The organism is Thetidibacter halocola (assembly GCF_018224955.1).
In the GTDB taxonomy this organism is placed as follows: Bacteria; Pseudomonadota; Alphaproteobacteria; order Rhodobacterales; family Rhodobacteraceae; genus Thetidibacter; species Thetidibacter halocola.
Genome location: NZ_JAGTUU010000001.1, coordinates 917,835 through 931,260, shown reverse-complemented (window position 1 = coordinate 931,260; position 13,426 = coordinate 917,835). Strand labels below are relative to the sequence as shown.

Below are 13,426 nucleotides of genomic sequence, written 5' to 3'. Positions count from 1 at the left end.
CTGCATGAACTCGCGCGCCCTGTCCAACATTCCGGCAAAGGTACTGGAACAGCTGCCACTGAAATGCAGCGAGGGGTTGGGTCTTGCTCTGGCGGATGACGAAGATGGCGCCGTGATGGTGTTTCACTGGTGCAACAAGGCCTTCAGCGAAATAACAAGATACCCGCACGATGAGGTTGTCGGGCGGCGCGGGACGATCCTGATCGGGCAGGACATGGAGCAGGGCATGCACCTGCTCATCATCGACAAGCTGATGAACTGGGAGCGGTTCTCGGTCAAGACGACCACCAACAGGAAGACCGGCGAACCGTACAGGGTCCAGATGACATGGAATCCTCTCTCGGACCCGATCACCGGCAACCGCTGGTGGCTATGCTCGCTGATCGAACTGGAGGGCCAGCCTTTGGAGGCCTGGAGCCGGTATGCTCCGACGCATGGCGTTGCAGATCAGGAAATCCTTGCCAAGTACTCCGAAGAACTCGTGCGGCTCGAGAAGGAAAATCGACGCCTGCTTGACCTCGCAAAAACCGTTGCACGGGAATCGACAGAGGACGCGTTGACCGGCTTGTCAAACCGGCGTCATTTCGAGGTTCAGTTAAAGGCTTGGGTCGCTGCCCTTCGCAAAGGGGGGGCGAGCTTTGCTGTTCTCTATGTCGACCTCGATCGCTTCAAGTCAGTGAACGACACCTTGGGTCATGGGGCAGGGGACAGGTTGCTGGTTCACGCTGCCGGTGTCTTGCGCAGGCTCAGTGGTCAAGAGGACCTGATCGCGCGCATGGGCGGAGACGAATTCGTCATACTGAAACCCTTGGGCGACAGCGCATTGAAGATCAGCGGGCTTGCAGATGAAATCGTGCACGAAATGCGAAAGCCTTTCACGTTCGAGGGAAAGTCGATCCTGTGCAGCGCCAGCGTGGGCGTCGCCCTGGCCGATGCAAAGATGGCAAGCCCCGAGCAAGTGGTCGCAGATGCCGATGAGGCGCTTTACCACGCCAAAGCGCATGGCCGAGGGCGTTGGTCTTTCTTCACCGCTGAAATGCACAGCGACTCCATAGCCACCAAACAATTGGCAACGGAACTCCTGGTTGCCTGTGATAGGAATGAGTTCGTTCCCTATTTCCAGCCGATAATCGATGCAAAAAGCGGTCACATCGCCGGTGCAGAGGTTCTTGTTCGTTGGTCACATCCGAAACGGGGGTTGCTTCTGCCTGGTGATTTTCTTCATGTCGCACAGGCCATGGGGATCATGAACAGGATCGATCGGATCGTTTTCAGCGCTCTCAGAGAGGAGATGCAGCATTTCGACGAAACCGGCGTAATGCTGCCCCGTGTTTCGATCAATGTTTCTGCGGGCCGACTGGAAGACCCATCATTCATTCATGACATCAAGAGCTCTGCACTCGACCCCGGGCGGCTCGTCATTGAAATCCTCGAATCCGTTTATCTTGAACGCATGAGCGAAACGGTCAGATGGGCTCTTGATGAACTCAACGAACTGGGCGTCACGATCGCGGTCGACGACTTCGGCACGGGGCATGCTTCGGTGCAGGGGCTGCTGAAGATCAAGCCGTCCATTCTGAAAATCGACAAGGACTTCATTCGCCCTGTTCTGGACAATGACGATTCCAAAGAGTTGCTCGCTGCGATCATGGGTATTGGGAAAAGTCTTGGAATGAATATCGTTGCCGAGGGCGTCGAGACCGAGGCACACGCTCAACTCGCGCGCGAATTGGGTTGCCAGTATCTACAAGGGTATTTTTTCGGAAAGCCGATGTGCGCATACGATCTGCATCAAATCTTGCTGAAAACCGGTGGGCAGCTATGGTGCATCAACAAAAATCTTGGGGTAGGGGCTTCCGCCAAGACGGCACTATAAATTCTGTTTTCCGGTGCAGCCCGACCGAAACAGGACATGTGATTGTGCTGTCAGACGAATTCGAATTCGTCTCCGCTTTGGCAGAAGGGGCTGCTTTACTGCGAGCAGAAACCACGCCCCTCAGCGAGAGCTGCGGCTCGGCCCGCCATGGATAGTGCCGTTGGCTGTTGATCTTCACAAACACCTCGTCGAGGTGCCACCGCCATCGGTTGGATTTCATACCTTCGATCCGACTTTTTCGGATCTCGGAGGCGAAGATCGGACCGAACCTGTGCCACCAGAACCGGACGGTTTCGTGGCTTATGTCGACGCCGCGTTCGTGCAGCGGTCTTTGTCATTCCGGAGCGACAGCAGACATCTGACGTACAGCATCACCGCGCGCCGGATGATTTCTTGACTCGTTTTGAACCACTTGAATGGGCTGGGTTTGGTCATGTGCGGGACGCCACCCGGCGACCCATCCAGCCTCAAGCCGGGTTTGTCTGATAAGATCCTCGTATCTGCTTGGCCTTTCCGGGCCCGGGCGAAAGCGCCGCCCCCGACGCCTCACCGTCGAACAGGTGCCGGCAGGAGCGTTATCCGTCTCGCTTGCCTGCGCCAAGGTATCGGGCCAGGACGAACGCTGCGGTGAAGGCGATCTCGGAGGCGGCATCGGTTGCCTCCTTTCCCTGTGCCCCGGGTTGCTTCATCGACGGGTCATCCGGGTCATGTTTCGACAACTGCCTGTGCGCGAGGAACACGAGGCCCGCCGACAGCACAAGGTATCCGAGGCCAATCACGAGTGCCGCGGATCCATGCCCGATGGCCGGGCCGAGCGTGAGATAGGCCCAGGCCGTCAGGAACCCGACGCCGGTGGCGCCGATCAGTCCACCGGCCAGGGCCAGCAGGACCGGCAACAGCAGTTTCCGAACGTCCATCCGGACATCTCGGCCAATGCTGTGCACCATGTCATCGAGAATACCCATCAACGTCGCGACAGGGCGCCCACCAGAAACCCCGCCATCGCCGCGAGGCCGATCGTCATCAAAGGGTGTGCCGCAACGGACTCCTCCAGCTGCGTCTCGGCAGAGCGACCCCTCGCCTCGGCATAATGCTTTGCTTCGCCAAGGCCTTCCGCGATGTCCGCGGCCATGCTTCTGCCGCGACGTTCCGCGATCGCGCTGACGGTCTCTGCCAGCCGCGACATGTCTTCCCGCAGGGCGGCCAGTTGCTCGCTGATCGCCTCGTAATCACCGGTAGCGGATGCATCCTTGGTCGTCTTGCTGTCGTTTCCCATGTTGTCCTCCGTTGGTTTCTAGTGGTTCGGATGCCAATCCACGGCGCTTGCGGCGGGGCTGGCAGAGCGCAAGGTGGCTGGCCGGATTAGCCTAGACCCGAACGACCTCGGGCGCCTGCTCACTGGTCTCGCCCGAGAAAGCTTCTTCTGCGGCATCCGCCTCGGCCTTTGTCTTCTGAACCAGCTTGTCGCGGTGATGCGGAGGTCCGTAGATCGTGTAGAGCTTGAGCACGTCATGCCCTGTGCAGATCACGTTGTGATGCGCCCCCGCCGGCACGACGACGCCATCGCCGGCCTTGACCTTGTGGGTCACGCCGTCGATCACGACCATGCCCTTGCCGTCCTCGATGCGAAAGAACTGGTCGGTATCGGCATGAATCTCGCCGCCGATTTCTTCGCCCGGCTTGATGGACATCAGGACCAGCTGCAGCTTCGATCCTGAATAGAGCACGCGCCTGAAATCGGTGTTCTTTTCCGTCAGGTCTTCGATATTGGCGACATAGCCTATCATGTGGCACCTCTCCAATTGTTGCGTCGTCTGGACTGGCGACAGGACCCTGTCTGCCGGAGACGGAAGCCCGGCGCACTAATCTGGGTCAGCGATCCCTCGGGGCTGACCGCCGATCGGTTCACGTGGCCGTGAGCGCTCGCGGCAGCCAGGCCGCAGGGGCACCGACAAGCTTCACAATCCAAGTCTGCGCCGGCCCTCATGGGCCCGCATTGATCTGCGTCAGCACAAGGCGGCTCGTATTCCGTCATTCTGGCCACAACCGAAGTCGCGGCATCCGCCCGCTTCGGTTCGACCGGCGCCATGACATCGGCCAATTCGGCCCATGCAGACGGCGCCAGGAAGGATCCCACAATGGCAGATGCCCTGACACAACTTGGACAAGACCCGAAGTACGAACGATTTCTCTTCGCGCCCGTAGGCGAGGATCGCCGTGGCGCCAGCGTCACCGTTCTGTCCATGCTCGCCCGGCTCGGCCTCGATCCCTGGGGTGAGGCCTCGGACCTTGCAAAGTTGCCCGATGGGGCGGCCCGGCAAAGGCTGCAGGCGCTGATGGACCGGTTCCATGACGTGACAACCCATGTTGCCGATCGCGGCAGGGTCGTCTCGAGGCTCGTCGCCTTCCTGCCCCGACAGCCGCAACCGGCAAGAACCTCGCTCGGCGGCGCGTCAGCCGCGCGCGTGTTCCCGGTGCAGGGGGCCGCTTTCTACTGGATCATCGCAGCGGCCCTGTTTCTTGGCTGGGTGACCTTGCTGGCCCAAGGCCAGTGAGAGGCGCCCTTGCCCGAAACAGCCATACTCAAAAAGACCGTCAATCCTGAAAGGAGCCTGGAATGACAACAGATGACACCCTCTGGGATCTGGAAGAACGCTTCTGGACACAAGGCGCTGACAGTGTGCGTCAGGCGACCGCAAAGGGCGCCGTTTTCGTGTTGCCTCTCCCGGCCGGCATTCTTCAAGGCGATGCGCTCTGGAGAGAAAAAGACGTCGCCCAGCGGTGGCGTTCGGTCGAGATGAGCGAGCAATACCTCTCACGCAAGGACGACATTGCCGTTCTGGCCTATCGCATTTCCGCCGAACGGAGCGACGAGCCGATCTATGAAGCATTCTGCACCTCGACCTACCTGAACGACGATGGCAAGTGGCTGCGCCTTGCGCATCAACAGACGCCGGTTTGGGATACGCGGGAAGGGTGACCTCGTGAGGGCCAGCTACGAACGCAAAGCGGTCGCAGCGCAATCACGTTCGAAGCTCATGCAGCAAGTGCTGCACCTTGCTTTGCCATGAGCGGACACTTAGCAATTCCATCGGGAGGGCGCGCTGGGCCGGGCCTGATCAGGATCAATGCCGGTATGATCGGACCATGCGAGGATCGAAATCGCGGGGGTAATCAGCTTGGTCTGAGAACTCTGCCGCATTGGAAAATGTAGCCGCCATCCCTCAACGGCCAGGCAGGTAGATGACGCCAAGCGCCAGACTGTTTCTGAAGAACATCCGGGCTGTTTGCAGGTGCCTCGCAAGCCTGTCTGCACTCGCGCTTCTGCTGGCGAGCCAACCTGTCCAGGCGCAGACATCCCCTGGCACAATCGATTCCACTGTAAGCGATCCACCGAAAGAGATAGCTGTCGCACCGGATGTACGTGACTCCGAGATTGCAGACCGTCTGACGCGGATTCTGGTTGCCAGCCAATGGTTCGAGCCTCTGGCCGTCTCGGTGCGTGAAGGCATCGTTTTTCTCGACGGTCAAACAGAATCCGACGAGCGGAAGGAGTGGGCACGACAACTGGCCCTCAGAACCGAAGGTGTGGTCGCGGTCGTGAACCGAATTGAGGTGAAACCGCAAATCAGCTGGGATCTTACTCCGACCTGGCGCGAAATCGAGAGACTTGCCGACCGCGTTCAATGGCTTGCCCCACTTACGGTCGTTTCACTGGTCATCCTTCTGTTCGCATGGATCGTATCGCGCGGAGTAACGGCCTTGGCGCGCAAGTTGCTGCACCGGCGTATTACCTCGCCGCTGCTGCTCCAACTTGTAGCGCGGTCGTTGTCGATACCCGTGATTCTGATCGGCCTTTACATAGTGCTTCAGGTGGCAGGCCTCACCCGACTGGCCATTACCGTCTTGGGGGGCACCGGGCTTGTCGGCATCGTATTGGGTCTCGCGTTCAGGGAGATTGCGGCAAACTCGCTTGCCAGCATTCTTCTCAGCATCCGAAACCCGTTCCGCGCAGGCGACTGGATAAGGGTAGGCCAGCATCAGGGCATTGTGCAAAACCTCAACATGCGCACCACTGTCCTGCTTACGCTGGATGGAAACCATGTACAGATCCCGAACGCGCTTGTTTACAGCAGCGTGATCGAGAACTTCTCGACCAATCCAAACCGGCGCTCGGATTTCATCGTCGGCATCGGCTACGATGACTCTGCTCAAAAGGCGCAGGACGTCATCATTCAGACGCTCCGAAAGCATCCCGCTGTCCTCGACGACCCTGAACCGGGCGCTTTGGTCGATGAACTCGGGCCTTCGACGGTCAATATTCGGGTACAATTCTGGTTCGACGGAAGAGCGTATTCAGTGTTCAAGGTGCGTTCGGCCCTCATGCGGCAGGTCAAGCGAGCGTTGCAGGACGCGGGTATCTCGATGCCCGATGCGGCGCGCGAAATCATATTCCCGGACGGAGTGCCTGTGCGACAAGTGCCGACTGGAGACCGTGAGGCGGACAGCGTTCCGCAGGGGCCAGTTCCGTCCAGCGGGGAGGCTGCGATGGTCACACCCGGTGAAGGTGAGCTTCTTTCCGAAAGGGACGAACTCGAGCGTCAGGCCGAAGGCGCAGACCTGTCCGACACCGGCGAAAATCTGCTTGCTCCCGAAAAGAGATAGCAGACAACACAGAACTGAATTCTCGCCGTGGGCGCCCCAAAGCGGCAAATCGATCATGCCGCAGTCAATGCCCGTAGCTGACCCGCCCTTGCAGGTGCCCCTTCGGCCAGTTCGCAGGTCCTGCGCTTGCAGTCAGCGTCTGGTCTGCCCCGCTTGGCGAATTCTTCGCACTGGCGGGTCCCACTAACCTGGGTCAGTCCGCCGCCTGCCCCTCTCGCCTACCCTCTTCGAGACCGCCGCGCCCGATATCGCGGCCCTGCTGGCTAGGGACATCCCATGGCAAAACCCACACCTCCCGCTCCCGAAACCACCTCTCGGTTCAGCTTCCCCTCCGCCTATACCATTCTTTTCGCGCTGATCGTGATCATCGCGGGCCTTACATGGGTCATCCCCGCCGGCCAGTATGAGCGCGTCGCGTCCGAGGCGCTGGGCAAGGACGTTCCCGTGGCGGGAACCTACGCGCCCACTGCGGCCAACCCGCAGGGATTTTTCGACGTCATCCTGGCCCCAATCGCCGGGTTCTACGATCCGGGCAGCTACAGCGCGAATGCCATCGACGTCGCTCTGTTCGTCCTTATGATCGGCGGGTTTATCGGCGTGGTGACGGCCACGGGAGCCATCGACGCCGGGATCAAGCGCGCGATGGCGCGACTGGAGGGGCGGGAAAAGTGGATGATCCCGATCCTCATGGCGCTCTTCGCGATCGGCGGCACGACCTATGGCATGGCCGAGGAGACGCTGGCCTTCTACGTCATCCTGACTCCGGTGATGATCGCGGCGGGCTATGACGCGCTGACCGCCGTGGCGGTGATCCTGCTGGGTGCCGGGGTGGGCGTGCTCGGCTCGACCGTGAACGCCTTTTCGACCGTGATCGCGTCGGACGCCGCCGGAGTGCCCTTCACCGACGGGCTGACGCTGAGGCTGGTCCTGCTTGCGCTCACTTTCGCCGCGGCCGTCACTTACGTCATGCGCTACGCCGCACGGGTCAAGGCAGACCCGTCGCGGTCGCTGGTCTTCGACAGGAAGGCCGAGAACGAGGCGCATTTCCGAGGTACGGCCGAGGCCGGACCCGCCGAGTTCACCACCTTGCACAAGATCGTCCTGCTTCTCTTCGGTGCGACCTTTGCAGTGATGATCTGGGGCGTCTCGCTGGGCGGCTGGTGGATGGCCGAAATGAGCGGGCTGTTCCTGTTCGCCGGCATCGGCATCGGTATCGTGGGTCGGCTGGGCGAAAAGGGGGTGGTCGACGCTTTCGTCGGCGGTGCGCGCGACCTGCTTGGCGTGGCGCTGATCATCGGGCTTGCGCGCGGCATCGTCGTGGTGATGGACGCGGGCCACATCACTGACACGATCCTGCACTGGGCCGAAGGCACCGTCGCGGGCCTGAACGAGGTCGTCTTCATCAACGTGATGTACTGGATCCAGGTCGTCCTGTCGTTCTTCGTGCCATCGACCTCGGGCCTTGCCGTCCTGTCCATGCCGATCCTCGCCCCTGTCGGCGATTTCGCCGGGGTATCGCGCAGCCTCGTCGTGACCGCGTTCCAGTCGGCGGAAGGCGTGGTCAATCTGGTCACCCCCACCTCTGCGGTGGTCATGGGCGGCCTCGCCATCGGGCGGGTGCCCTATGAGCGCTGGTTGCGCTTCGTCTGGCCGGTGCTGCTTGTCCTCACGATCATCGTCATGGCCGCCCTCAGCCTTGGCGTCCTTCTGCAAGGAACACCGACATGATCACCTACGGCGTCCATTCCGAGGCGGGCAAGCTGCGCCGCGTTCTCGTTCACAAGCCCGGTGCCGCCATGGCGCGGCTGACGCCCTCCAATTGCGCCGAACTGCTGTTCGATGACGTCATCTGGGTCAAGCAGGCGCGGATCGAGCACATGACCTTCGTCGATGCGATGCGCAATCGCGGGGTCGAGGTCGTGTTCCTGCGGCAGTTGCTGATGGAAACACTGAAGGACATGGACGCGCGCCGATGGCTGCTCGAGGTGCGGATCAGCGACGACACTGTCGGTGTCGGCCTCGCCGATGATCTCATGGCGCACCTGATGGAGGTCGACGCCGACTTTCTGTCCACCATCCTGATCGGCGGCATGAGCCGGGCCGAACTGCCGATCCCGGTCGAGGGTGTGCTGGCGCCCATGCTGGAGCCCGCCGATTTCATCCTGCCGCCGCTGCCCAACCACATCTTCACCCGCGACACGACGGCATGGATCTATGGCGGCGTCACGCTGAACCCGATGCACTGGCCCGCGCGGCGGCTGGAAACGCTCAACCTCGCCGCGATCTATCGCTTCCATCCCGACTTCAAGGATGCGGGCTTTCCCGTCTGGTGGGGCGACCCAAAACGGGATCATGGCCCGGCGACGGTCGAGGGCGGTGATGTCATGCCCATCGGCGGCGGCATCGTTCTGATCGGCATGGGTGAACGCACGACACCGCAGGCCGTCGGCCAGATCGCCCGGGGGCTTTTCGCCGGGGGCGGCGCCACGCGTGTCATCGCCTGCCAGTTTCCCCGCGCGCGCAGCTCCATGCACCTCGATACCGTCTTTACCTTCTGCGACCGCGACCTAGTGACCATCTTTGCCGAGGTCACGGATGCCATCCGCTGCTACAGCCTGCGGCCCGGAGATGGCGAGGACGTCGTCGTCGAGGCCGAGACGAAGCCGTTTCTGAAGGTCGTGGCTGGCGCCCTCGGCCTCAAGGCGCTCAGAACCGTGCCGACCGGCGGCGACGCCTACGAGTCCGCGCGCGAGCAATGGGACGACGCCAACAATGTGGTCTGCCTCGAGCCGGGCGTCGTCGTCGGATACGAGCGCAACACCTACTCCAACACCCTTCTGCGCAAGGCGGGTGTCGAGGTCATCACCATCCCCGGATCCGAACTCGGGCGCGGGCGCGGTGGATCGCACTGCATGACCTGCCCCCTGATCCGCGATCCCATTTGAGGACATCCCCATGCCACAGAACCTGTCCGGCCGCTCTTTCCTGACGCTGTTCGACTTTTCCCCGGACGAGATCCGACACCTGCTGCAACTGGCAGTCAGCCTGAAGATGGCAAAGAACGGCGGCTACGAGCAGCCCCGACTGGAAGGCAAGAACATTGCCCTGATCTTCGAGAAGGACAGCACCCGCACCCGCAGCGGGTTCGAGGTCGCGGCCCACGATCAGGGCGCGCATGTGACCTATCTCGGTCCGTCGGGCAGCCATATCGGTCACAAGGAATCCATCAAGGACACGGCCCGCGTGCTCGGCCGGTTCTATGACGGGATCGAGTATCGCGGCTTTGGTCAGAAGGATGCCGAGGTCCTGGCCGAGTTCTCGGGCGTGCCGGTGTTCAACGGTCTGACCGACGATTTCCACCCCACGCAGATTCTCGCCGACCTGATGACCATGCGCGAATTCACGCATAAGCACCTGTCGGACATCGCCATCTGTTTCATGGGCGACGTGGGAAACAACACCGCCGCCTCGCTGCTGGTGGGCGCAGCCCTGATCGGGATGGATATCCGCATGTGCGGCCCGACCATGTGCTGGCCCGACGACGCCCTCGTCACGCGGTGCCGCAAGATCGCCGAAGCGACGGGCGCCCGGATCACCTTGACCGAGAAGCACGCCGAAGGGTTGGAAGGGGCGGACTTCGTCTATACCGACGTCTGGGTTTCCATGGGCGAACCCGACGCGGTCTGGGAAGAGCGGATCGCCCTCCTGTCACCCTATCAGGTCAACGCGAAGGTCATGGAGATGACAGGCAACGCACATGCCAAGTTCCTTCATTGCTTGCCCGCCTTCCACAACCGCGACACGCAGGTCGGCGAAGAAACCTTCCGGAAATTCGGGATCGACTGCATGGAGGTGACCGAAGCGGTATTCGAGTCTCCCGCCTCGGTCGTCTTCGACCAGGCGGAAAACCGGATGCACACAATCAAGGCCGTTCTGGTCGCCACGATGGGGGCCTGAGGTGCGCGTGGTGGTAGCCCTTGGCGGCAACGCACTTCTGCAGCGAGGCGAGCCGATGACGGCAGACGCCCAAGCCGCGAATGTGCGGATCGCTGCGACCGCGCTGGCTGACTTGGCCCGCGACCACCAGATCGTCGTGGCGCATGGCAACGGGCCGCAGGTCGGCCTGCTGGCGCTGCAAGGGGCTGCCTACGATCCCGCCACGCCCTGGCCGCTGGATGTGCTGGGCGCCGAGACAGAAGGCATGATCGGCTACCTGATCGAGCAGGAGCTGATGAACGCCCTGCCGGAGGGATCCAGATGCGCCACCCTGCTCAGCCGGGTGGAGGTGGATCCGAAGGACCCCGCCTTCGGAAATCCGAGCAAGCCGATCGGGCCGGTCTACACGGCCCAGGAGGCCGAGCGGGCGGCGCGCGACCATGGCTGGACCATGGTGACCGAGGCATCCGGTGGTCGTCGGCGCGTGGTTCCCTCCCCGCTGCCGCTCAGGATCGTGGGGCTGGATGCCATCAAGGTCCTTCTGGGCGCCGGGCACACCGTGATCTGCGCCGGGGGCGGTGGCATCCCCGTCATGCGGACCGCGGATGGACGGATGACCGGCGTGGAAGCGGTGATCGACAAGGATCGGACGGCGGCCCTGCTGGCCCTGGGCGTCGAGGCCGACGCGCTTCTGCTGCTGACCGACGTGCCGGCGGTCTTCCGTCACTTCGGCACAAAGGATCAGACCGCGATCGGCGATTCCACGCCCGAGGCGCTGGAAGACCTCGACCTTGCACCGGGGTCGATGGGGCCAAAGGTCAGTGCTGCGATTGCGTTCGTCAGCGCAGGCGGCACGCTTGCCGGCATCGGCCAATTGAGTGACGCCCGCGCGATCCTTGAGGGACGGGCGGGCACACGGGTGATTCCGGGCAAGGCGAAAACCCGCCGGCACAAGCTTTCGGGGCGAAAGACATCCGGATTAACCGGCGCGGACCAATCTGTATCAGTGTGGCTCGATGATGGTGGTGCCATAGTTTGAATGTCCGCCGGATCTCGGTGGACATGTACCAGTCCGAGTGAGCCTGAGACACGTGGGGCAGCCTGTCCCTTATTCTGCTGTCCCGCGTGTTTCTCGTTTCTGGACCGTCCATGAAAGGACAATCCAATGACACCCGAAACCAACAAACCGACCAACGTCGCCGACAAGATGCAATCCGTGAAAGCTGCATGGGACAAGGCGCCCTCCGGCCCGAAGAAGGAGGCTGCGCTGAAGCACTATCAGGCGGCCCAGAAGGCCCATACGGCCAAAGACGACACCGCCGCGAACAAGGAACTGGACGCCGCGACCCACGCTCTCGCATGACGTGATGAATCGTCTGCCCGGACATTCATTCCGGGCAGGCTGGCGCGGGAAGTCAATCCAGGAATTCCGGATCAACCCTTCGCAACCATTTCGTGAAGACGAGTAAATTGCATTCCCTGGGTGGCCGGCCATTTCGCCGCGCCGCCCATCGTATTTTTTGCACAGTCTTTCCGTATATCCAGGATCTTCAGAAGTTGGCTATCTACCACCGTTCCCCTGGAATTGCTTTATCGATGCAAGAGTATTCTTTCTCAAAGACTGACCGGTGTTAGTGCGGTTTTCGGGCCGGCAGGCGAGAAAGGACTCCATCGCCTCCCGTATTGAAATGGCCAAAGGCCAACTCGGGAAAGGCTGCACTCCAAAAGGACAAAAACCATGTTCAAAGTCACTGGAATTCTCGCTACGGCAAGCGCCATCGCCCTGGCCGGCTGCACCTACAACGATGGCACGGCGAACCAGCCGGCAACGGGCGCAATCATCGGAGGCGTGACAGGGGCGGCCATCGGCAACGCCATCGGGGATGACAGGCGCTCCACGATCATCGGCGGCGCCATCGGGGCCGCGGTGGGCGGCGCCATCGGGGCCGACATGGCCCGACAGGAACGCGAGTTGAACCAGCAGCTGGCGGGCAGCGGCGCGGTCATCACCAATACCGGTGACCAGCTGCGTGTCATCCTGCCCGAAGGCGTGACCTTCCCGACAGGATCCGCCACCGTCGCTTCCAGTTTCCTGCCTGCCCTGCGCGAAGTTGCGCGTTCACTGAACGCGCATCCGAACACGACGGTCCGTGTCGTGGGTCATACCGACACCGTCGGAACTGCTGCCTTCAATCAACAGCTGAGCCAGGACCGCGCTCTGGCCGTTGCGCGCATCCTGGTCAGGGACGGCGTATCTTCGTCGCGGATCACCTATACCGGTCGCGGCTACAACGAGCCGATTGCCTCGAACGCCACGGCTGCCGGAAGGGCGCAGAACCGTCGGGTCGAAATCGTGATCACTCCGACGCGCTAACGTGCGTCAATGCGCAGGCACGGAAAACCCTGCAGATTGTTTCAAGGTCACCATGGCTTTGGTGGCCACTTATCCTGGGAAAGGAATATGGAATGGACAAGGATCGTGTGATCGGCTCCGCCAAGGTGGTCAAGGGCAAGGTCAAGGTTGCGGTGGGCCAGGCGATCGGCGACGCCAAGCTCGAAGCGGAGGGTCAGGCCGACAAGGTCGAGGGCAAGGTGCAGAACGCGGTCGGCAGCATCAAGGACACGATCCGTGATGCCTAGACCCCCCGCACCGTGCGCGCGCCTGCCTTCGGGAGCGCATGCCCCGGCGGCGGGACAATCAGTCCGCCGCCGGAGCATGTGGGCGCGTCCGGCAAGCCCGCAAGGAGCACGGGAATGAGCCGGAACGTGCTGCTCATCCTGGTCGGAGTGCTCGCCATCTGCGCGATCGGCGCAGGCTATCTCTACTACCAGGAACGCCAGAGCGGCGTCGAAATCCAGATCGACGAGCGTGGCGTGACCATCGAGGGCAATTGAAACCGGCGGCCCCCGCCGGAAGTCTGCAATCCGGGCCGTCGTCGCGACAGACGG

General features: G+C 61.9%; 15 protein-coding genes and 1 pseudogene. 12 read left to right on the top strand and 4 right to left on the bottom strand.

Features of this window, described 5'->3' with window-relative positions; genetic code table 11:
- Positions 1-4: 4 nt before the first annotated feature.
- Entirely contained in the window at positions 5-1,876 is a 1,872-nt protein-coding gene (locus tag KB874_RS04220; RefSeq protein ID WP_212535270.1) for a sensor domain-containing protein, read from the top strand.
- 139 nt (positions 1,877-2,015) lie between these two features.
- Here the strand turns inward: KB874_RS04220 and KB874_RS22795 are convergent.
- From KB874_RS22795 to KB874_RS04205, 4 genes and pseudogenes are all read right to left on the bottom strand, one after another.
- Positions 2,016-2,311 (bottom strand): annotated as a pseudogene (locus KB874_RS22795) (IS6 family transposase); the annotation flags it as partial.
- A gap of 140 nt (positions 2,312-2,451) precedes the next feature.
- Positions 2,452-2,793 carry a phage holin family protein gene (locus tag KB874_RS04215; RefSeq protein WP_249200222.1) on the bottom strand — a complete coding sequence of 114 codons (342 nt, stop codon included), beginning with the start codon at positions 2,791-2,793 and terminating at the stop codon, positions 2,452-2,454.
- Between the two features lie 47 nt (positions 2,794-2,840).
- Positions 2,841-3,152 (bottom strand): DUF883 family protein, encoded by a 312-nt coding sequence (locus KB874_RS04210; protein ID WP_212535268.1) that lies wholly within the window; start codon positions 3,150-3,152, stop codon positions 2,841-2,843.
- A gap of 91 nt (positions 3,153-3,243) precedes the next feature.
- Entirely contained in the window at positions 3,244-3,663 is a 420-nt protein-coding gene (locus KB874_RS04205; RefSeq protein ID WP_212535267.1) for a cupin domain-containing protein, read from the bottom strand.
- A gap of 351 nt (positions 3,664-4,014) precedes the next feature.
- On the opposite strand from KB874_RS04205, the gene KB874_RS04200 reads away from it, so the two are divergent.
- The 11 genes from KB874_RS04200 (at position 4,015) to KB874_RS04150 (ending at position 13,372) form a co-directional block, all read left to right on the top strand.
- Positions 4,015-4,431: a hypothetical protein gene (locus KB874_RS04200; RefSeq protein ID WP_212535266.1), complete on the top strand. Its 417-nt coding sequence runs from the start codon at positions 4,015-4,017 to the stop codon at positions 4,429-4,431.
- Positions 4,432-4,493: 62 nt separating this feature from the next.
- Positions 4,494-4,856 (top strand): hypothetical protein, encoded by a 363-nt coding sequence (locus KB874_RS04195; RefSeq protein ID WP_212535265.1) that lies wholly within the window; start codon positions 4,494-4,496, stop codon positions 4,854-4,856.
- A gap of 263 nt (positions 4,857-5,119) precedes the next feature.
- Positions 5,120-6,541, top strand: coding sequence for a mechanosensitive ion channel family protein (locus KB874_RS04190; protein WP_212535264.1), 1,422 nt, complete (start codon positions 5,120-5,122; stop codon positions 6,539-6,541).
- 276 nt (positions 6,542-6,817) lie between these two features.
- Positions 6,818-8,269, top strand: a complete 1,452-nt coding sequence (locus tag KB874_RS04185; RefSeq protein ID WP_212535263.1) for a YfcC family protein — start codon at positions 6,818-6,820, stop codon at positions 8,267-8,269.
- Positions 8,266-9,486 (top strand): arginine deiminase, encoded by a 1,221-nt coding sequence (locus KB874_RS04180; RefSeq protein WP_212535262.1) that lies wholly within the window; start codon positions 8,266-8,268, stop codon positions 9,484-9,486. The genes KB874_RS04185 and KB874_RS04180 overlap by 4 nt, the downstream gene beginning before the upstream one ends.
- Before the next feature lie 10 nt (positions 9,487-9,496).
- Entirely contained in the window at positions 9,497-10,498 is a 1,002-nt protein-coding gene (argF, locus tag KB874_RS04175) for an ornithine carbamoyltransferase (protein ID WP_212535261.1), read from the top strand.
- Position 10,499: 1 nt separating this feature from the next.
- Positions 10,500-11,516, top strand: coding sequence for a carbamate kinase (gene arcC / locus KB874_RS04170; RefSeq protein WP_212535260.1), 1,017 nt, complete (start codon positions 10,500-10,502; stop codon positions 11,514-11,516).
- 126 nt (positions 11,517-11,642) lie between these two features.
- Positions 11,643-11,840, top strand: coding sequence for a hypothetical protein (locus KB874_RS04165; RefSeq protein WP_212535259.1), 198 nt, complete (start codon positions 11,643-11,645; stop codon positions 11,838-11,840).
- A 375-nt stretch (positions 11,841-12,215) separates the two neighbouring features.
- The gene (locus KB874_RS04160) at positions 12,216-12,851 is read left to right on the top strand and encodes a YiaD family glycine zipper/OmpA-like lipoprotein (RefSeq protein ID WP_212535258.1); all 636 of its coding nucleotides are present in this window, start codon (positions 12,216-12,218) and stop codon (positions 12,849-12,851) included.
- A gap of 92 nt (positions 12,852-12,943) precedes the next feature.
- Complete coding sequence (locus tag KB874_RS04155; protein WP_212535257.1) at positions 12,944-13,117, top strand: CsbD family protein; 174 nt, start codon at positions 12,944-12,946, stop codon at positions 13,115-13,117.
- A gap of 114 nt (positions 13,118-13,231) precedes the next feature.
- Entirely contained in the window at positions 13,232-13,372 is a 141-nt protein-coding gene (locus tag KB874_RS04150; RefSeq protein ID WP_212535256.1) for a hypothetical protein, read from the top strand.
- Positions 13,373-13,426: the final 54 nt, after the last annotated feature.